Source organism: Amycolatopsis bullii (assembly GCF_014654205.1).
Taxonomy (GTDB): domain Bacteria; phylum Actinomycetota; class Actinomycetes; order Mycobacteriales; family Pseudonocardiaceae; genus Amycolatopsis; species Amycolatopsis plumensis.
Map to the genome: position 1 here is coordinate 22,795 of NZ_BNAW01000069.1, position 18,868 is coordinate 41,662.

At 72.3% G+C, this 18,868-nt stretch carries 16 protein-coding genes; 4 read left to right on the top strand and 12 right to left on the bottom strand.

Annotation, left to right across the window (positions count from 1 at the left end; genetic code table 11):
* The first annotated feature begins 17 nt into the window (after nucleotides 1-17).
* Complete coding sequence (locus IE317_RS41200) at nucleotides 18-1,001, top strand: Gfo/Idh/MocA family protein (RefSeq protein ID WP_191316780.1); 984 nt, start codon at nucleotides 18-20, stop codon at nucleotides 999-1,001.
* A 289-nt stretch (nucleotides 1,002-1,290) separates the two neighbouring features.
* Here IE317_RS41200 and IE317_RS41205 read toward each other — a convergent pair whose 3' ends face one another.
* Nucleotides 1,291-1,866, bottom strand: a complete 576-nt coding sequence (locus IE317_RS41205) for an NADAR family protein (RefSeq protein WP_191316781.1) — start codon at nucleotides 1,864-1,866, stop codon at nucleotides 1,291-1,293.
* A gap of 67 nt (nucleotides 1,867-1,933) precedes the next feature.
* Nucleotides 1,934-3,139, bottom strand: a complete 1,206-nt coding sequence (locus IE317_RS41210; protein ID WP_191316782.1) for a glycosyl hydrolase family 8 — start codon at nucleotides 3,137-3,139, stop codon at nucleotides 1,934-1,936.
* 155 nt (nucleotides 3,140-3,294) lie between these two features.
* On the opposite strand from IE317_RS41210, the gene IE317_RS41215 reads away from it, so the two are divergent.
* Nucleotides 3,295-3,696 carry a TIGR03618 family F420-dependent PPOX class oxidoreductase gene (locus tag IE317_RS41215; protein ID WP_191316783.1) on the top strand — a complete coding sequence of 134 codons (402 nt, stop codon included), beginning with the start codon at nucleotides 3,295-3,297 and terminating at the stop codon, nucleotides 3,694-3,696.
* Here IE317_RS41215 and IE317_RS41220 read toward each other — a convergent pair.
* The 5 genes from IE317_RS41220 to IE317_RS41240 form a co-directional block, all read right to left on the bottom strand.
* Nucleotides 3,693-4,202 (bottom strand): TetR/AcrR family transcriptional regulator, encoded by a 510-nt coding sequence (locus IE317_RS41220; RefSeq protein WP_191316784.1) that lies wholly within the window; start codon nucleotides 4,200-4,202, stop codon nucleotides 3,693-3,695. The genes IE317_RS41215 and IE317_RS41220 overlap by 4 nt on opposite strands.
* Nucleotides 4,202-5,746, bottom strand: coding sequence for an acyl-CoA synthetase (locus IE317_RS41225; RefSeq protein WP_191316785.1), 1,545 nt, complete (start codon nucleotides 5,744-5,746; stop codon nucleotides 4,202-4,204). Before IE317_RS41225 ends, IE317_RS41220 begins: the two co-directional genes overlap by 1 nt.
* A gap of 171 nt (nucleotides 5,747-5,917) precedes the next feature.
* Nucleotides 5,918-7,120, bottom strand: a complete 1,203-nt coding sequence (locus tag IE317_RS41230; RefSeq protein WP_191316786.1) for a GTPase — start codon at nucleotides 7,118-7,120, stop codon at nucleotides 5,918-5,920.
* Nucleotides 7,117-8,898: an isoniazid inducible protein IniA gene (locus IE317_RS41235; protein ID WP_191316787.1), complete on the bottom strand. Its 1,782-nt coding sequence runs from the start codon at nucleotides 8,896-8,898 to the stop codon at nucleotides 7,117-7,119. Before IE317_RS41235 ends, IE317_RS41230 begins: the two co-directional genes overlap by 4 nt.
* A 101-nt stretch (nucleotides 8,899-8,999) precedes the next feature.
* The gene (locus tag IE317_RS41240) at nucleotides 9,000-10,013 is read right to left on the bottom strand and encodes an IniB N-terminal domain-containing protein (RefSeq protein WP_191316788.1); all 1,014 of its coding nucleotides are present in this window, start codon (nucleotides 10,011-10,013) and stop codon (nucleotides 9,000-9,002) included.
* 304 nt (nucleotides 10,014-10,317) lie between these two features.
* Between IE317_RS41240 and IE317_RS41245 the strand changes: the two genes are divergently transcribed.
* On the top strand, nucleotides 10,318-11,433 hold the full coding sequence (locus tag IE317_RS41245) for a molecular chaperone DnaK (RefSeq protein ID WP_191316789.1): 1,116 nt from the start codon (nucleotides 10,318-10,320) through the stop codon (nucleotides 11,431-11,433).
* The gene (locus IE317_RS41250) at nucleotides 11,430-13,799 is read left to right on the top strand and encodes a helix-turn-helix transcriptional regulator (protein WP_191316790.1); all 2,370 of its coding nucleotides are present in this window, start codon (nucleotides 11,430-11,432) and stop codon (nucleotides 13,797-13,799) included. Before IE317_RS41245 ends, IE317_RS41250 begins: the two co-directional genes overlap by 4 nt.
* A gap of 97 nt (nucleotides 13,800-13,896) precedes the next feature.
* On the opposite strand, the gene IE317_RS41255 is transcribed toward IE317_RS41250, so the two are convergent.
* The 5 genes from IE317_RS41255 to IE317_RS45240 all read right to left on the bottom strand — a co-directional run bounded on the left by IE317_RS41255 (nucleotide 13,897) and on the right by IE317_RS45240 (nucleotide 18,682).
* The gene (locus tag IE317_RS41255) at nucleotides 13,897-16,518 is read right to left on the bottom strand and encodes a right-handed parallel beta-helix repeat-containing protein (RefSeq protein ID WP_191316791.1); all 2,622 of its coding nucleotides are present in this window, start codon (nucleotides 16,516-16,518) and stop codon (nucleotides 13,897-13,899) included.
* An 83-nt stretch (nucleotides 16,519-16,601) separates the two neighbouring features.
* Complete coding sequence (locus IE317_RS41260) at nucleotides 16,602-17,345, bottom strand: ferredoxin reductase (protein ID WP_191316792.1); 744 nt, start codon at nucleotides 17,343-17,345, stop codon at nucleotides 16,602-16,604.
* A complete protein-coding gene (locus IE317_RS41265) occupies nucleotides 17,315-17,914 on the bottom strand; it encodes a sulfite oxidase-like oxidoreductase (RefSeq protein ID WP_191316793.1) in 600 nt (199 codons plus the stop codon). The genes IE317_RS41260 and IE317_RS41265 overlap by 31 nt, the downstream gene beginning before the upstream one ends.
* Nucleotides 17,915-17,943: 29 nt before the next feature.
* Nucleotides 17,944-18,543, bottom strand: a complete 600-nt coding sequence (locus IE317_RS41270; RefSeq protein ID WP_191316794.1) for a pentapeptide repeat-containing protein — start codon at nucleotides 18,541-18,543, stop codon at nucleotides 17,944-17,946.
* Between the two features lie 10 nt (nucleotides 18,544-18,553).
* Nucleotides 18,554-18,682 carry a hypothetical protein gene (locus tag IE317_RS45240; protein WP_268246971.1) on the bottom strand — a complete coding sequence of 43 codons (129 nt, stop codon included), beginning with the start codon at nucleotides 18,680-18,682 and terminating at the stop codon, nucleotides 18,554-18,556.
* Nucleotides 18,683-18,868 lie beyond the last annotated feature (186 nt).

The window sequence follows — 18,868 nt, forward strand, 5'->3', positions numbered from 1 at the left end:
GGTGCTAGCTTCGCCCCATGAGCCTGCGGATCGGCATCCTGGGGGCGGCTCGCATCGCGCCCGCGGCCTTGGTCAAGCCCGCCTCTTCCAGCTCCGAGGTCGACGTCGTGGCAGTCGCGGCGCGGTCGCTCGACCGAGCGCAAGCGTTTGCGGCCAAGCACGGCATCGCCCGGGCGTACGCGGGCTACGAGGAGTTGCTGGCGGATCCGGACATCGACGCGGTGTACAACCCGCTGCCGAACGGCCTCCACGGCCGCTGGACGCGCGCGGCGCTGGAGGCGGGCAAGCACGTGCTGTGCGAGAAGCCGTTCACGGCGAACGCGGAGGAAGCCCGCGAGATCGCCGCGCTGGCTTCGGCGTCGGACCGGGTGGTGATGGAGGCGTTCCACTACCGCTACCACCCGCTGGCGCTGCGGGTCGAGGAGATCGTGGCGTCAGGTGAGCTGGGAACACTGCAGCGCGTCGAGACGGCGGTGTGTTTCCCGTTGCCGAAGTTCTCGGACATCCGCTACGACTACGGACTGGCGGGCGGGGCCACGATGGACGCGGGCTGCTACGCGGTCCACATGGCCCGGGTGTTCGGAGGCGAGACACCCACGGTGGTCTCGGCCACGGCTCGCTTGCGCTCGCCGCAGGTGGACCGGGCGATGACGGCGGAGCTGACGTACCCGTCGGGCCACACGGGCCGGATCAAGTGCTCGATGTGGTCATCATCGGTGCTGAAGATCAGCGCTTCGGTGACCGGCTCCCGCGGATCGGTCCGGGTGTTCAACCCCCTGATGCCCCAGGCATACCACCGCTTCACGGCGGAGATCAACGGGGTGAAGCGCACGGAGAAGTTCCCCCGCCGGGCAACCTACGAGTACCAGCTGGACGCCTTCGCGGCAGCGGTACGGGAGGGCGCACCGGTGAAGACCTCACCGGAGGACGCGGTGGAGAACATGACGGTGATCGACGAGATCTACCGGGCGGCGGGGCTCCCGGTCCGGCAGCCGAGCTGAGCAGCCCCCGAGTTCCACGCTACCGGAGGGCACCGACAAGAACCGGAGGCCGCGCAGCGGTTGTCCACAGGCCACACGTAGACCGCAGGCCGGCAACGCAACCCGACCAACGACGTGATCGCGAACCGGCGCCCGGCAACGCAAGCCAACCCACGACGTCACCAGACCTCCCCCGCCCCTCATCCCAGCCTTCCCTTCAGGCGGCGGCCGCCTGAGAATCCCACCGGAGGGGCGGGGGAGGTCGGACCCGCCCAGCCGCGGCAGAGCCAAAACGCCCCCCAGGTCACCCTTACCCACCCACAGAATCTCCGATCCCCGACCCACCCCGAACATCCGCCAAAGCAAACCCCAGCAAGTTCAACCCCCGCCAACCCCGCGGCTTCCCCACCCGCGGATCATCCACAGCCAACCCGATCCCCCACACCCGATCCACCGGACTCGCCTCAACAAGCACACGCTCACCGGTTCCAGCCGAGTAGCGCCCCAGCTCCGGATGCTGAGCGAACTTCGCCGCGTTCCCCTCGACCACAATCCGGTACCGGTGGGCCACCCACACGTCCTCGTCAAAGCCGCGCACCCGCCGCCCGAGATCCTTAACCTGCTTCGGATGCACCGCCGCGAGCACCTGCGCGGCCACCTCGTCGTCACCGAAAAGCTTCGCCTTGCGCCACATCATGTAGTGCTCGGCCGTCGCGAAGCGGACCTCGTCGACCGAAAACGGCGCGGGCCACCACTGGCTGAAACACCCCGCACCCACTCCGCCGCCGCGAGGGGGCCGGTGTCCCCAGAAGTACACGTACTTGAACCGCCGGCCCGCGTCGAGTGCGCGGGTCAGCTCCTCGACACTCCGCGGATGACCGGCCATACCGCCAGTCTCACGCACGAACCGGCCGCCCCGCACCCGAAATAGCGCGAGGCGGCCGGAGCGAACCCTACGCGGCCACGTAGTTGCCGCTGAGGATCAACAGCACCTGGACCGTGATCCCGGTCCCGTAGTAGTCCGTCGCGTCCGGAGACCACGACGACACCGCCGTCCACAGCTTGTCCAGCCACGCCTGACTGCCCGGGTCCGCCATCGCCGCCACCGCGAACGGCGCCGTGAAGCACGGGTGCTGCCCGCTCTCCGTCTTCGACCCCGACAGCGAATACCCGCTCTGGATCTTGGCCGGGTCCCCGCCCGTCGCCGACTTGATCCAGGTGTTCATCTTGCGCACCTGGGCCGCCGCCGCGCTGCCGGAGAACGAAATCGCGTCCGCGCCGAGACGCCACGGGTCACGGCACGCGTTCCAGCTGTACTTGCCGTCGTACGGGCCCTCCAGGAAGTCCGCCGGCGCCGGCTTCGGCGTCGAGTTCGTGTTGACCACGAAGTCCGGCAGCAACCCCGTGTTCGGCGCGTACGACGACTGCAGCTGGCTCACCGCCGTCTCCGAACGAGTGCGGACCGACGTCCAGAAGCTGTCCCCGGTCGCCGCCGCGAACGCGCGCAGGTGGCCCGGCATCCAGTCCGACGAACGCGAGCTGTTGCGGTACTCCGCGTCGTTGCCCCAGTCGCCCAGCAGCGTGAACTTCGTGGTGCCGTTGACCTCGCTCTTCTTGATCGCGTTGATGATCCGGACGGCTTCGGCCTTGTAGTTGACCGCACCGCCGCTGCCCCACTTCTTGTCCGCGATCAGCAGGCCGTAAGCGATCTCGAGGTCGCCGTCGGTGGCGGAGTCGCTGCCGTTGACGCTCTTGCAGTTCGCATCCTGCTCCGCCGCGTGCAGGTCCTTGTTGTTGACCGACGGGTGCGCCTTCACGAACTTCAGGATCCCGTCGACGATCGAGCGCGCCTGCGGGTCCTTCTCCGCCATCATCGCGGAGATCGTCATGCCGTACCCCTCGCCCTCGGCGACGAAGGCGTGGTCGGCGTCCTTGGACAGCACGGCGTAGGTGCCGGTGCCGCACTTGGTGGTCAGGAAGTTCTTCTTCCAGAAGTCGTAGTACTTCTGCAGCGCCGCGTCCTGCGTGGCCTGCGAAACGGACGGCCGCAGCGTTCCCGGCACGTACGGCGTGCCGGCCGCGGACGCACCGGCGGGCACACTCAGCAGCCCCGCGGCGAGCGCGGCCGAAACCACCACCGCGCGGACGACTCTTCTCATGACTCCTCCGTAGGACATCGTTGGCTGCGGCGAAGGTGATCGAAGCCTGACAGAAGGTTCAAGACCAGGTCAAGAGGGTTAGGAAACTTTCCTTACTATTACCGTCGGTGGGTCCCGCCCCACCTCGCCGACCCGGACGGACTAGCGTGGCGGTCATGAAGATCGACCTCGACGGCCGCGGGCCGGACTTCCGCGCGTTCTGGACCGAGCGCCACCTGGCCACGCTGACCACGGTCCGGCCGGACGGCACCCCGCACGTCGTCGCGGTCGGCGTGACCGTCGACTTCGAGGCCGGCCTCGCCCGGGTGATCACCTTCGCCCCGTCGGTCAAGGCCCGCCTCGTGCGCGCCGCGGGCGCGGCCGGGATCCCGGTCGCCGTCTGCCAGCTCGACGGCCCGCGCTGGTCCACATTGGAGGGACGCGCGGTGCTGCGTGACGACCCGGAATCGGTGCGGAACGCCGAAAACCGGTACGCCGCCCGCTACCGGCAGCCCAAACCGAACCCGCAGCGGGTCGTCATCGAGATCGCCGTGACCCGGGTGCTCGGCAACGCCTAGCCCCCGGCTCGCGAGTGCACCAGGCGGGTGTACTCGGCCAGCAGCTCCGTCAGCTCGCCGTGCTCCCCCGCCGACGCCAGCTGCTGGTGACCCACCAGCATCGCCATCCCGAGTGACGTCAGCGTCCGTGCCAGCGCCCGGTCGCCGACGATCCCTTCGACCGCCTTGCCGACCGCTCGCCGCCGGGCCGCGTCGACGCGCTCTTGCACCGCCCGGACGGTGCCGTCGTTCAGCGCCCAGGCCCGGATGGCCGCCTCGGCCTCGTGGGGCAGCGCCAGCGTGCGGTCCATCAGCACGGCGAAATCCACAGGGGAGCCGAGCAGCTGCCGGCTCTCCCAGTGCTCCAGCAGCTGCGTCACGAACCCCGGCCAGCCCAGGAAGTGGTGGTAGAACGACCCGCTCGTGACACCCAGTTCGCGGCACAGCGCGCCGACGTTCAACCCCGTGAAACCGTGCTCCGCGAGCACCTTCAGCGAAGCCTCGAAGTACTCGCGGCGCGAGGGCATCAGACGTTCCGGTCCCGGTCCCGCCAGTACGGTTCGCGCAGCGAACGCTTGAGGATCTTGCCGGTGGCGTTGCGCGGCAGGGCGTCCACGACGTCGACGGTGCGCGGGCACTTGTAGTGGGCCAGCCGCTCGCGGCAGAACTCCACGATCTTCTCCGCGTCGAGCTGGTCCCCGGCGACGACGGCCTTGACCTGCTCACCCCACCGGTCGTCCGGGATGCCGATCACGGCGACCTCGGCGACGCCGGGGAACTCCGCCACGACCCGCTCCACCTCCGGCGAGTAGACGTTCTCGCCGCCGGTGATGATCATGTCCTTGACGCGGTCCTCCAGGAACAGGAACCCGCCGTCGTCGAGCCGGCCGACGTCGCCGGTGCGGACCCAGCCGTCCACAATGGTCTCCGCGGTCGCCTCCGGCTTGCCGAGGTAGCCCGCCATCCGCTGTTCGGTGCGCACCCACACCTCGCCGACCTCGTCGTCTTCCAAGGTGACCGGGTCGACGATCCGGATGTCCACTCCGGACAGTGCGGTGCCCGCCGAGGCCAGCCGCTCCGGGCGGGTGGTGTCCCGGTGCGCCTCCGGGTCCAGGGCGGTGACCGCGCCGGAGAGCTCGGTCATGCCGTAGACCTGCGCGAACTTGACCTCCGGCCAGGCGGCGAGCACCGTGCGCAGCAGCGGGAGCGGCATCGGCGAAGCGCCGTAGCAGAGGTACTTCAGCCGGGAGAACGCCTGGAGCGCGGCCTCGCCGGCCTGCGCGATCCCGGCCACGACGGCGGGCACCAGGAAGGCGTGCGTGATCCCGGCCTGCAGCGCCGCGAACAGCGACGCCGCGTCCGGCTCGCGCGTCAGGTAGGACGGTTCCCCGTAGAGGAACCCGGAAACCGCGTAGCAGCTGCCGCCGACGTGGAACAGCGGCATCGCGACCAGGTTGACGTCGCCCGGGCCGATCGGGAACGCGGTCCCGGCGGCCAGGCCGTGCGCGAGGACGCTGCGGTGGGTCAGCACCGCGCCCTTCGGGAAACCGGTGGTGCCGCTGGTGTACATGATCAGCACGCCGTCGTCGGTGTCGACGTCGGCCTCGCTGTGCGGCGCACCGGACGCGAGGAAGGCTTCGTACTCGTCGGCGTCTCCACCTACGACGATCACGCGCTCCACCGCGGGCAGCCGGTCGAGCACCGCGTCGAGCGCGGGCCGCAGTTCGGCGCCGACGAAGACCACTTTCGCCCCGGCGTCCTTGAGGACGTAGGCGAGTTCGTCGCCCGAGAGCCGCCAGTTGACCACGGCGTCGGCCGCGCCGAGCCCGGCCGCGGCGAAGGTCGTCTCCAGGCAGGTGGGGTGGTTCTTGTCGACGAACGCCACCCGGTCGCCGCGGGTGACACCGGCGGCGGCGAGGGCGCCGGACAGCCGCCGGACCCGCTCGTCGAACTCCGCCCACGTCCAGCTCCGATCGCCGAAGAGAAGCGCGGTGTCCGTGGGGCGTTCCCGCGCCCAGTGCGCCAGGAGCTCGCCGAACAACCGGACCCGCGGGCGGACGTCTTCGGGCATGGAGTTCCCTTCGGGCCGGCACTGGACCGTAGACCGCTCTATGGTGCGTCGCCGCTCAGGGCGCGTCAATGCCGGACAGGAGGTCACCCGCCGGCCGCGGATGCAGTGAACGACTCATTCCTGGCGTCGCACGTCAGGAATGAGTCATTCACTGCAGGCATACCGGAAGAGTCAGGCGAAGAGCGCGAGCAGTCCCTCGGTGGACCGCACCACCACGTGCGCCGCCGTCCGCTCGGCGTGCGGGCGGTCCGGGCGCTCGGCCTCGTGCCGCCAGCGCCGCAGCGCGTCGAGGCCGGCGTCGTAGATCTCGTTCGGGTCCGCGTCCGGCTCCAGGCCGAGGCGGTCGGCGGGCGCCGTGCCCTGCGCCCCCAGCAACCGGACCGCTTCTTCGGCGGGCTCGCCGGACAACGCCGTGCGGCCGCCGCGGATGTCGGCGATCAGCCGGAGCTCGCGGAAGTCGTGCGCGGCCGCGGCGAACCGTTCCACCCGGGACACCAGCCGGTCGCCGCCCGGGCGGGGCTGCGCCGCCAGCAGCGCCTCCAGCCGGATGATCGCCGTGCGCGCCCGCAGCGCCTCGGCGCGCGCGACGAAGCACCCGGCCAGGGTGTCCCGCAGCTCGCCCAACCCGCTGCGGCGCACCAGTTCCGCCGAAAGCTTGACGCGGTCGTCGCAGCCGGTGCGGATCAGCGTGAGCGCCAGCCGGACGCCGAACATCCCGAACCGCACCACCAGCGACCGCCGCGTCTCGACCGGGATCGGGCCCGGGAACGCCGGATCGGTGAACGAATCCACCGACAGCACGTGCCGTTCGAGCTCCTCGCGCGGCACCGCGGCGAACGCCGCCAGGAGGTCGAATTCGTCGTCACGCAAGGATCGGCCGCCGTAGGCGAGCTGCCCGGCGACGGCGATCACGCCCAGGAAGCCGGTGCACAACGGGTCTTCCCGCCACGCGCGCCGCGCGAGCTGCTTCGCGGTGAGGAGCGCGTCGATCCGGCCCGCGCCGACCTCGTCGGCCCGCGACAGCACCAGCACCGAGTTCACCGCGCTCTGCCGCGCGAACGCCGAGCCACCCGGCGGGTGCGCCGCCGCGAGCTCGTCCGGCTCGAGGTGGCGGACCAGCCGGACCGTCGCGTCCGGGACGTCGTCGGCCGGGCCGGGGTCGTCCAGCAGCACCAGATCACGCAGTGCGCGCGTCGGCCACTCGCCCAGCGCGGCGGCGAGCGTCGTCTTCCCCGACGACGGCGCCCCCGTGAACGCGACGCGCAACGGCTGCTCCAGCCGGTTCAGGCAGTCGTGCAGCATCGCCGAAGCCCGCGGGTCGTCCCGGTAGAGCCCGGCCGCGGCGTGCAGCAGGTCGCGGACGTCCTGCGTCACGCCGAAAGCTCCCGCCGCTGCTGCCGTCCGGCGATCGTGCCGAGCTCGCCCGCGCGCTGGTGCAGCCCGGCGAGCCGGTCGATCTCGCGGCGGATGTGCCCGGTCCGCCGCTCGCGCTCGGCGGTGCCGGCCAGGATCGTCTCGCGCTCGAGCGTCAGCTCGTCGGCGAGTTCCTCGGCCAGCCCGGTGAAGTGGTCGCGCAGCCGCCGCTGGACGACGCGGATGGCGTCGCGGCATTCCTTGCTGAACCGGAGGAAGACGTCGTCGACGTGCCGCTGCGCCGCCTGCTTGGCGACGGCCTGGCGCCGCTGCAGCCGCATCCCGCCTTCGTCCTTGATCGTCTTGGCGGCGAACGCCGCACCGGCGCCGAGCGAGACCGGGTTGATCAGCGGCAGCCCGGCGAGGCTGGTGACCAGGCCGAACATCAGCACGCCGCCGTAGGACCCGCGCAGGCCGGTGAACGCCTGCTGGCCGATCTTGAACTTCTCGATCTTCGGCCGCCCGACGTCGTCGAGGTGCTCCAGACCCGAGCCGTCGAGCCGCAGGTCGGGCAGCGCGTGGTCGTACTGGGCGCCGAAGCACGCCGCGACCGCCTGCGCGATCCACTCCGCCCGGTCGGCCAGCCATGTGTAGTTGACGTCGACGGCCTCGGCCAGCGCGTTGTCCAGCCAGGGCGCGAATTCGTCCCACACCTTCGCCGGGTCGCCTTCGTCGAAGGTCCGGTCGATCGTGTTGACGATCTTGCGGGTCCGCTCGCGAAGGTCGTACTCGGCGTCGGACAGCAGGTCGGTGATCTCGTCGGAAAGCAGGTTCTGCCACCGGGTGTTCTGGCGGCGCAGGTCGTCGGCGCGGCGCTGGGCCCGCTGCAGCAGGGCGGCCTGACCGAGCCCGGCGTCCTGGCCCACGGCGTCCATGCGATCGCGCAGTGACTCGACGAGTTCGGCGGCGGCGGCGCGCACACCGACGGCGGCGAGCAGCGCGCGGGACTGCTCGGGCGGACGCGCGGCCTGCTCGGTGATCCACCCCAGCAGCTCCGGGAATCCCGAGCGGGCGTTGAGTTCCGCGTCGCCGGTTTTCGCGGCGGCTTGGCGGACGACGGCCGAAACGGGCAGGACGGGCGCGTCGATCCCGGCCTCGCCGAGCAGGCCGCGATCGCGTTCGGCGACCGCGCGCCACCCGGGGCAGGCATCGATCTTGGTGAGCGCCAGCACGACGTGCGGGCACCACGTGCGCACGTGCCGCGCGAGCGCGAGTTCGGCGGGACTCAGCGGAGCGGTCGCGTCGGAGACGAGGATCACCGCGTCGGCTTCGGCGAGCAGGTCCAGTGCCGCGGCCGTGCGCGGCGACCGCGGGTCACCGACCGGCGGGGTGTCGACCAGGACGAGGCCGGCGGAAAGGAGTTCGCGGGGCACGCCGACCTCGACGCGGCTGAGCGTGCCGGCGGGCCGGGCGCCGAGCTCGCCGGTGAGCCGTTCGACCGCGACGGGGATCCGTTCGCGGGACCGGCCGACGAGGGTCGCGGCGGGTTCGGCGGAGTAGGCGATTTCCGTGGGCACGGCGGGGGTCGCGGCGTCGCCGACCGCGCACACCGGCGCATTCAGCACGGCGTTGAGCAGGTATCCCTTGCCCTGTTTGGGGAAGCCGAGCACGCCGAGCCGGGTCTGCCCGACCGGGGCGTCCCGGCGTCTGCGCAGGCGCTCGGCGAGATCGGCGCGGCCGTGCGTGCGGCACGCGTCCAGCGTCTCGTTGAGCACTTCGAGCCAAGCCGGTGCGGTCACGATGGTCGAGTGTCCCCGGTTCACTCCCCGTACGCACACCGGGTGCCCGTCCCGCGGCTGCACCCAGACCGCGGGACGGGCACCGGTGACCGGTTCGGGGATCAGTGCCCGAGGTGGATGTCGTTGCCGGAGGCGAGGTCGCCCAGGTGCAGGTTGCCCAGGGCGTTGTGGCTGACGTCGGCGACGTCGGACACCACGTCGTGGACGGCCGTGGTGTTGCCGGAGGCGAGCTCGCCGACCTGGCCGACGACGTTGTGGTCGACGTTGAGGCCGGTGGCGGAGGTCACCGTGTTGGTGACGTCACCGAGGCCGTGGACGGCGTTCGAGACCTCGCCGGTGACGTGCTTGACGTCGACGTCTCCCGCACCCTTGAGGATGCCGGAGAAGTCGCCGACGTGGCTGGTCACGCCGCTGGTCACGCCGCCGACGCCGAGGGAGCCGGTCACGTTGCCGACGGTGTCGGCGATGTCGCCCACGTGGCCGTTGACCTCGTGGAGCTCCGCGTTGGAGGTGGCGAGGACCTGCTGCGCCTCGCCGACGCCCGCGGCCGCGGCGTAGGCCACGTTGCCGGTCACGCCGGTCTCCGGGTCGGTCAGGTACGCCGGAGCCGCGGTCAGGTTGGCCAGCGCCTGCGAGTCCAGGCCGTGGGCCAGGTCGCCACCGACGATGACGCTGGTGACGTTGCCGGCCAGCGCGGTGACGTTGCCGGCGTTGGTGATGTCGTTGACGGCCGGGACGGCGGGCAGGCCGAGGTCGCCCACGACCGGGAGCTCGCCGACGCCCAGGTCGCCCACGCCCGGCAGGCCCGAGGTGGCCGGCAGGCCCAGGCCCGAGGTGAGGGCGGTGAGCTGGTCGATCGCACCCTGGAGGCCCGGGGCGTCGGTGCCGACCGGGGACAGGTCGCCGACGACGGGCAGGCCGCCCACGGCCGGGAGGCTGTCGACCGGCACGTAGTCGAGCACCAGCGGGATGACCTCGTGCACGTCGGCGGCGCTCACGTCGCCGAGACCGGCGGCGGCGAGGACGCCCTGCGGGTCCGTCCCGAAGGCCGCCAGCGCGGTCGGGTCGTTGAGCAGGTTGAGGGCGAAGTCGTGCAACGTCTGCACGGAGTCCATGGGGATTTCTCCTGATCCGGTGGTTCGGGGGACAGCACGGGCCGCAGGGACCGGTGCTCCGACATCAAGGTAGGGAGAGCGTCCCCCAGCGCACATCGGGGATCACTCCGAGTCGCAGCCCAGTCAGCCGATAGGGGATCGATATGTCATCGTTAGGGAGTTAGGGGGTCATCCGAGACGCGTTCAGTTGGGTTAAATCCCTCCAGACCCTTGCCTGACTAACCCGTTTGGGTGAGGATGCCCGGAGCCCTAGGGGGATTCCGTCCCCCCGATCGGCCGCCACGAGGTGAGGAGGAAAGCGCCGTTGCCCTACGTCCTCGGGATCGATGTCGCCCAGGGCCGGACCCACGCCGCCACCTGCCGCCGACAGGGCCCCGGCTGGGGCGAGCCCGAACCCCTCTGGCTGGGTGACCGGTCCCCCGCCGCGGCGTCCGCGCTCTTCCTCGACGACGAGGGGTACCTGCTCACCGGCGACGCCGCCGCGCAGGCGGGCGCTCAGGTCCCGTCCCGGCTGCTCACCGGATTCCACCGGCGGATCGGCGACGACGTCCCGATGCTCGTCGAAGGCGAGCCGTTCCCGCCCGAGACGCTCACCACCGTGCTCGTCGAGGGGATCGCCGAGCACGCCGCGAACCTGTTCGGCGGCCCGCCCCACCACCTGGTGCTGACCCACCCCGGCGACTGGGGTGGCTACCGCCGTGACGTGCTGCGCCGGGCGCTGGCCGACGCCGGGTTCACCGCGGTCACGCTGGTCCCCGGCTCGATCGCCGCGCTCGCCGCGCACCTGCCCCTCCCCGGCCCCGGCGCCCAGGTCGCGGGCGTCTGCGAGTTCGGCACCGACGGCGTGAACGTGACGCTGGCGACGGCGAGCGGCGCCAGTGGCTGGCAGCTCGGGCCGGGTGCCGAGGGGGTGGCCCCGGCGGCCGCGCTGAGCACGCTGTTCGCGCTCGCCGGAGCGGCGTCGACGTCCCCCAAGGGCCTCGCCGGCGTGGTGTTCTGCGGCGACGTCCCCCCGCACGCGCTGCCGGCCCGGCCGCCGTGCCCGGTGTTCGCGGGACCGGTTCCGCCGGCGACCGCCGCGCTCGGCGCGGCCGCCCTCGCGGCGCTGCGCGCCGACCACCGGGTGACACCGCTGGAGCGCCCCGCCGTCGAAACCACCTTGCTGCCCAAGGTGGACACGCTCGGTGAGCTCGGCGAGCGGCCGCCCCGGCCGCCGGTCGAGATCACGCCGTTCGAGCTGCCCGAGAAGACCGGGCCGATGAACCTGTTCCGGCGGCGGCGCCCGCTCGCGGCCGCGGTCCTGCTGCTCGCCGCGGCCGCCTCGGCCGTGGTGATCACCCTCACCGCCCGCGAAGCGACCGCCGGTCCGTCCGCTCCCACCCCCACCCACTGCGCCCCCTCCGGGGAAGGTCACTGTTGAACACTCTGCTCACGCAGGTTCCCCGTCCGGTTCCGGTGCACCCGGCGGCGCGGCAGCTGCTCGACCGCGTCGCCGCCGAGCCGGCCGCCCCGTTGCGGCTCGCCGTCGTCGCCCCCGGCGGCTACGGCAAGAGCGTGCTGCTCGCCGCGCTCGACCGCCGCTACCGCGAGGCCGGCGTCGACGCCGTGCTGGTCGACGACGCCGACCGGCTCGGCGCGGACCAGCTCGAGGACCTGCTCACCGGGGCGGACGGCCCGATCGTCGTCGCGCACCGGCCGGCCGCGGTGGCGCCCGGCTGGACGGTGCTGCAGCTCGGTCCGCTCGGGGTCGAGGACGTGGCGCGGCTGATTTCGACGGTGACGGGTTCGCCGGCCGACCCGGCGGTCGCGGCCGAACTGCACGCCCGCAGCGGCGGGGTGCCGCGGCTGGCCGAGCGCGCGCTGCTCGGGCGGCTGGAGGAGTTCCGGCCCGAGCTCGACGAGCTCGACGACGACGTGCTCCGCTACCTGATCGCGGCCGAAGCCGGGGCCGGGCGCAACCTCGACCTGCTGTGCGCGCTGCTCGACCGCCGTCCCGACCAGCTGCCCGCGATCGTCGAGGGCGCCCGCGCGACCGGCCTGCTCGCCCCCGACGACACGCTGCTGCCGCTGGCCGCGGCGGCCGTCCGCGACTTCGGGCCGCCCGCCCGCCGGCTCACGACGGTGCAGCGGCTGGTCGAACTGCAGCTGGCGAACGGCCTGCCGGTGCTCGACCTGGCCCGGTCCCTGCTCGGCACGGGCAGTTCCGGCGCGTCGGCGGCGGCCGCGTTCGCCGCGGCGGCGGCCGAAGCGCTGCCCGCCGACGCGCACTTGGCGACGCGGTTGTTCGAAGCCGCGGCCGAAGCGGGCGACCGTTCTCCCGCGGTGACAGCGGGCTGGGCGCGCGCGGCCGCGTTGTCCGGCGACCTCGACACGGCGTTGCGGCTCGGCGACGGGATGCTCGGCGCCGCCGACCCGGAAACCCGCGCGGCGGGCGCGGAGATCGCGGCGACGGTCCTGGCCCACCGCGGCGAACTGGCCCGCAGCGCCGAGCTGTACCACTGGGCGGGCCGCGCCGACGCCTTCTCGGCGACGGCGCTGGTCGGTACCGGTGACCTCGAAGGGGCCCGGCGCCTCCTCGACTCCCCCGCGCCCGGCGTCGCCCCGACGCTGTTCGCGGGCGCGGCCACCCGGATGGCCCGCGGCATCGTGGATTCGGTATCCGGCTGCGCAACGGAGACGTTGTCGACCCTGCTCGGCGCGGCCACGATGCTCGAGCCCGCCTTGGGGGGCATGTTGCTGCCGGACAGTCCCGCAGCGCTGGCCGCGCTCGTCGCCCTGCACACGGGCGAGCTGGCGCTGGCGGAGTCCGTGCTGACCCGGGCACTGGACGGCGGGACCGGCGGGGACCTGCTGGCCGTGCGGCACCGGTTGCTGCTGGGCTGGGTCGCGATGACGGCGGGCGACCTGGCGGCGGCCGCGGAACACCGTGACGCCGTCGCGGGCCGTCCTCTGGAGGCGCGCGACGAGCTGTTCTTCGCGACCCTGGAACTCGGCCTGGCCCGGCGCGCGAGCGACCTGGTGGGTCTGCAGCGGTCGTGGAACCGGGCGTACCAGGCCTCGATGCGGCAGCAGACGGACCTGTTCACGCTGTTGCCCTTGGGCGAGCTGGCGATCGCCGCCGCCCGCACCGGCGCGTTCGCCAAGCTGTCCGGCCAGTTCGAGCGCGCCCACAGCCTCCTGGCCCGCCTCGGCGAGCCTCCACTGTGGGCGGTATCCCTGGTCTGGCACGAGCTGCACGCGGCCATCACGCTGGAGGATGCCGACGCGGTCAAGGCCCACCTGGCAACGTTGACAGCCCACGCCCATTGCGGCCGCCACCCCCGAGCACTGGCCACGGCGGCCCAGGGCTGGCTGGCGGTGCTCGGCGGAGGCTTCGACCCGGACGCCATCACCGCGGCGGCGGCCGAGCTCCACGACCTGGGTCTCCGCTGGGACGCGGCCCGCCTGGCCGGCCAGGCGGCGATCCGGACGTCCGACCGCAAGGCGATGGTCCAGCTCCTGGAAGCGGCCCGCCAGTTCCAGGGCCCACCGGCACGCCGCGAGCCCGGAGCCTCGTCGGAGCCGGCGGCGGGAGCCGGCTTGGCGGCGTTGAGCGAGCGCGAGCTGGAAGTGGCCCGCCTGGTGGTGGAGGGGCTGACCTACAAGCAGGCGGGGAGCAAGCTGTTCATTTCGGGCAAGACGGTGGAGCACCACATGGCCCGGATTCGCGGGAAGCTCGGGGCGGCGGACCGGCGGGAGTTGCTGGCGACGCTGCGGGAGCTCCTTTCCCGCCCGGACGCGACTTAGGCGGCCCGGACCACCGGGCCCGCACCCCACGCAGACCTCAGCCCCGGCCTCGTTGTCCACACCACCGCCGGATCGTGGACAACGAGGCCGAGCCGGCTCAGGCAGCCGGTGTTGTCGCCGTGAACGTGGCCGCCGGGCCGGTTCCCGTTGCCGTGATTGCCGCGACCGTGAACGTGTAGGCCGTTGCCGGTTTCAGGCCGGCCACCACTCGGGTCATGCCCTTGACCGTCGGCTGCGTGACCAGGGCGTCGCGGCCCTGGACCGGGATCGTGCGGCCGTCGGACACCGTGATCAGGTAACCCAGAACCGGGGTGTCGCCCGCCGCCGCCGGGGGGTTCCAGCGGATCGAGGCCGCCGTCGCGCTCGGCAAGGCCCGTGCGCTCGTCGGGATTCCCGGCAGCGTGCCGGTTTTCGGACCGGGGGTCACCGGTGCCGACGGCAGCGACGGCTCGCTCGTTCCGTACGCGTTGCGCGCCGCGACCGTCACCGTGTACGGCGTCCCGTCCGTCAGCCCGGGCACTTCGGCGTACGCACGCTTCGCGAAGTCGGCTGCCGTAATCGTCGACGAGTACGTGCGGCCGCCGCCCGTTGCGGTCACCACGTAGGCCGTCACCGGGGCGTTGTTGAAGGCGAACGTCGGGTTCCAGGTGGCGTACAGCTTCCCCGCGACGGCGAACGTGCCGACCCGCGACGGCGCCTCGGCCGGGGCTCGGCCGCCGACCTGGCGGGTGAGCAACCCGCGGTAGGGCGGTTCGAGGCCCGCGTTCGCGACGATCGCGGGCGGCGCGTCGGCCGGGTTCGCCAGGAGGTGGTTGCCGCGGGTGATCGCGCCCTTGTCGGTCTTGTCGCGGTCGCCCTGTTCCCAGTAGTTGCCTTCGGTCAGCGTCGGGTCGTTGTTGCCGAGGTCGTCGCGGTAGTCGACGTGCACCGTGCCCACGTTGGCGTACGCCATGTCGTACAGGACGTTGCCGCGGATCGTCTCGTACGTGTTGCCGTTGTCGGTGTAGACGCCCTTGCCGAGCCCCCACTGGCCGTGGATGACGTTGCCGGTGACCTTTTCGCCGTCGTCCAGCGAACTTCCGGTGATGCCCTGGGTGTAGACACCGCCACCGTCGTCGAGCATCTGCATGTAGTCGAAGATCAGGTTGTCCGAGACGACGTTGTCGTGCGACAGGTTCGGCGTCGCGGGCCGCTTGATCTTGTCCGGCCAGCCGCCCCAGCCGACGGAGATCGCCGAGTAGCCGACGTGGTCGATCTGGTTGTGGGAGATGGTGTTCCGCACGGTGTAGCCGTTGACGATCGGCACGCCGCCGTGGAATTCGCGCGGCAGGCCGTAGAGGTGGTTGTCGGTGACCCGGACGTCCCGCACGACGTCGTCGTCGGTGTCCGTGACGGGCTTGTCGACGCCGCCGATCTGCACGCCGTTGCCGGAGATGTCGGTGAAGACGTCGCCGCGCACCTGGGATTCCTTGGTGCCGTCGATGAGGTCCAGCCCGGCGCCGCCGAGGTGGGCGAACACGCTGTCGCTGAATTCGACGCGCCGGCCGTGCGAGACGGAGACGTTGGCGGGTTCCCGCGTCCACGACGCGTACGGGCAGGTGCCGCCGGGGACGAACTGGCACAGGCCCTGGACGGCCCAGCCATCGGCGCCCGTGATCGTGTACCCCGCCTGGATTTCCGAGAACCCTTCCGGCGACGAAGGCCTCAGCCAGGTCGCGTAGGAGTAGCGCAGCCCGCGGAAGGCGACGTCCTGGATGCCCCGGGCGTCGACGAGCTTCTCCAGCACGGGCATTTCGACGTCCGCGCGGCGCAGGTCCTGGCCGGCCTTCGGCAGGTAGTAGACGACGTGGGCGGACCGGTCGAGGTACCACTCGCCCGGGGTGTCGAGCAGTTCGAAGGCGTTTTCGGCGTAGGTGGGGTGACGCCCGTTGGTGAGATCGGCCGGGCCGACCATGTTGACGCTGCGGCCGGGGATGTCGGGGAACAGCACGCGTTTCGTCGAGTTGTCCCAGCAGGGGTTCGCCATGGTGATCGTGGTGCCTTCGGCGGCGGCGAGCGGGCAGCGCGGCTCGGTCCACTGGCCGAGGCCGTCGCGCTGGACGTTCCAGAGCGCCTCGCCCGAGACGTACACGAACTCGACGTCCTTCGGGTTGCGCCAGTGGGCGAGCGTGTCCGCGTCGGCGGTGTAGCCGGTGGCGGTGGCCTTGACGGTCACCGGCAGGGGGCCGCGAGCGCGTTGCCCGCGGACGCCGTCGACGTAGAACTGACGGGTGTTGTCCAGGCCGGCGGGCGCGGGCGCGGCGAACAGCCCGGGACGGCCGGGCACCGGCCGCCAGCCGGTGACCCGCGCGCCGCCGTTCAGCTCGGTGTCGCCGCTCCCCTGCCAGATGACGCGGTGGCCATTGCCCCCGGAGTCCCGCGCGTCGAGCCGCAGCGGGGCGGTCAGCCGGAAGACGCCGGGCGCGAGGTGGACGGTGAGGTCCCGGGTCAGGTGCGGCGCGCGCTGCCGCACGAGGTCGCGGGCGCGCTCGAGGGTCCGGACGGGATGCCCGGCGGTGCCGGAGGCCCGATCGAAGCCGCCGGGCGAGACGTAGACGTCCTGGCCGGCGGCGTCAGGAGTGGCCGCGGCCACCGGGCCGGTTGTGGCGAGCAGGGCGCCCGCGCCGAGGAGAACGGTCACCACGGTGCGGCGCCGCGTCGAGCCCCACTTGGTCAGCATGCACGAAAGATAGGATCTCTACGGCGCGATGTCGACAATTTCCCGCTCAGCGGAGCAGGCAGTCACCTATTCATCGGATGCCTTCAGTCGCGGCTCGGGCCGAACCGTTCGGTGCGGATGCGGTGCGGATCGTGCCCGAGAGCGACCAGGATGTCCGCCACCGTTTCCACGAAACCCGTCGGGCCGCAGACGAAGCACGACGCCCCGAACTCCGCCGGCCAGCCCGCCGTGTTGATCGTCGCCACGTCGATGCGCCGGGGAATCCCCGGGCGGCCTTCGGGCAGCTCGCGCGTGTACACGTACGTCACGTCCACACCCGCCACGGGCGTGCGCAGCTCGTCCGCGTAGTACAACTCCGCCGGGGTGCGCAGCGAGTAGATCAGCTTGAACGGCGTGCGGACGCCGGCCGCGCGGCGGGCGCGGATCATCGCCATCAGGGGGACGATGCCGGAGCCGCCCGCGATCAGGAGGACCGGCGCCGGGTCCGTCGGGCGCCAGGCGAACCAGCCGCCGATCGGGCCGCGGATCTCGACCGGGTCGCCGACCGCGTACGGGCCGGTGAGGTGCTCGGACACCTCGCCGTCGGCGACGCGCTGGACCGTCAGCTCCACCCGGTCGCCGTCCGCCGGCGCCGCGAGGGAGTAACTGCGCTGAGCGCGATACCCGTCCGCGGCCGTGAGCCGGACGTCGACGTGCTGGCCCGCCAGGTGACCCGGCCAGCCGGGCAGGTCGAAGACGAGCGTGCGCGCCGTCGGCGTCTCGTCGCGGATTTCGGCCAGGCGGGCGACCCGCCAGGCTAGTCGCCCTGATACCGCTGTTCGCGCCATGGATCCCCGTAGTCGTGGTAGCCGGCGTTCTCCCAGAAGCCCGGCTCGTCCCGGGTCTTCAGCTCCAGCCCGCGCACCCACTTCGCGGACTTCCAGAAGTACAGGTGCGGCACGAGCAGCCGCGCCGGGCCGCCGTGCTCGGGGGTCAGCGGCTTGCCGCCGTACTCGTAGGCGATCCAGGCCTGCGCGTCGAGCAGGTCGGCCAGCGGCAGGTTCGTCGTGTACCCGCCGTAGGCGTGCACCATGACGTAGTCGGCCTCGGTGGCGAGCCCGCCGACCAGCGTGTCGATCGAAACGCCGCGCCAGCGGGTGTCCAGTTTGGACCACTGGGTGACGCAGTGGATGTCCACAGTGGGCTTTTCGCTGGGCAGCGCCATCAGCTCTGCCCAGTTCCAGGTGTGCTTCTCGCCGGTCTCGGTGGTGACGGTGAATTCCCACGTTTCGGTGCGCACGCGCGGAGTCGGGCCCGCCGACAGCACCGGGAAGTCTTCGGCCAGGTACTGGCCGGGTGGCAGCCGCGGGTTACCGCTGCGGGCCCGGCCCTGGAAACCCGGTGTCACGACACCCATGCGGCGCTCCCTTCCCGATCGCGACGAGCCTACGCCCGGACCCGCAGTCCCAGCGACGTGACGAGCACCGCAGCCTGTTCGGGTGACACGATCGCCCCGGCCAACTCGGCGTTCAGCGGGTCGAGCGCCGAGAGGTCACTGCCGCGCAGCTCGGCTTTCGGCAGCTTGACGGCGTGCAGCGCCGCCCCGGACAGGTCGACGTCGGCGAACACCGCGCCGGCGCAGTCCGCCCCGGTGAGGTCGGCCTCGCGCATCCGGACTCCCTGGAAGGTGACCGCCCGCAGGTCGGCACCCGCCAGACCGGTGAACGACCAGTCCCCGCCGGTGACCCGCAACGGCCGCAGCTCGCACTCGGTGAACGTGGCGCCGACGAGCTTGCACCCGGTGAATTCGGCGTCGAAGAAGTTGCACCGCCGGAAGGTGCAGCCGGTGAAGGCCGAGTCCGTGTGGCGGGACGCGTTGAAGCGCACATTGCCGAAGACGCAGTCGGTGAAGACCGAGTTCCGGGTGACCGCCTCCGAGAAGTCGGTCTCGTGGAACTCGCACCGCACGTAATGCCGGCCGGTGATCTCCTCCCCGTACCAGTCGTCGCGGAAGAAGCGCTGCTCCTCTTGCACGGCCTCGGACATGCCCGCCAGGCTAGCGGCAGACCCCGGAGCGGCCGCGCATGCTCGACGCCGACGAGGTTCGGACGGCGGTGCCGATGCCGGCCGCGGTCGACGCGGTGCGTTCCTCGACCTCGCCGCCGGTCGTTTCGCGGTGCCGCAACGGTTGTCCTTCGTCCGTACGCGGGTAAGGCGGGGGCAGGGCGGGCGGAGTTGGCCGCTGGGATGACGGCATGCGTACTTGGAGGGACAACACTGCGGGCGGCGACTGTCGGCGCGAGCGGCGAGCAGCGGCCGATGGGCGCGCGCGGCGGCGGGCAGGTGCCAGGCGGGGGCGGGCGGTGGCGAC

Bases quoted from the DNA above. Each gene is read 5' to 3' on its own strand.
- IE317_RS41200 (WP_191316780.1), top strand. From the start codon at position 18: ATGAGCCTGCGGATCGGCATCCTGGGGGCGGCTCGCATCGCGCCCGCG.
- IE317_RS41205 (WP_191316781.1), bottom strand. From the start codon at position 1,866: ATGGCCGGTCATCCGCGGAGTGTCGAGGAGCTGACCCGCGCACTCGAC.
- IE317_RS41210 (WP_191316782.1), bottom strand. From the start codon at position 3,139: ATGAGAAGAGTCGTCCGCGCGGTGGTGGTTTCGGCCGCGCTCGCCGCG.
- IE317_RS41215 (WP_191316783.1), top strand. From the start codon at position 3,295: ATGAAGATCGACCTCGACGGCCGCGGGCCGGACTTCCGCGCGTTCTGG.
- IE317_RS41220 (WP_191316784.1), bottom strand. From the start codon at position 4,202: ATGCCCTCGCGCCGCGAGTACTTCGAGGCTTCGCTGAAGGTGCTCGCG.
- IE317_RS41225 (WP_191316785.1), bottom strand. From the start codon at position 5,746: ATGCCCGAAGACGTCCGCCCGCGGGTCCGGTTGTTCGGCGAGCTCCTG.
- IE317_RS41240 (WP_191316788.1), bottom strand. From the start codon at position 10,013: ATGGACTCCGTGCAGACGTTGCACGACTTCGCCCTCAACCTGCTCAAC.
- IE317_RS41255 (WP_191316791.1), bottom strand. From the start codon at position 16,518: ATGCTGACCAAGTGGGGCTCGACGCGGCGCCGCACCGTGGTGACCGTT.
- IE317_RS41260 (WP_191316792.1), bottom strand. From the start codon at position 17,345: ATGGCGCGAACAGCGGTATCAGGGCGACTAGCCTGGCGGGTCGCCCGC.
- IE317_RS41265 (WP_191316793.1), bottom strand. From the start codon at position 17,914: ATGGGTGTCGTGACACCGGGTTTCCAGGGCCGGGCCCGCAGCGGTAAC.
- IE317_RS41270 (WP_191316794.1), bottom strand. From the start codon at position 18,543: ATGTCCGAGGCCGTGCAAGAGGAGCAGCGCTTCTTCCGCGACGACTGG.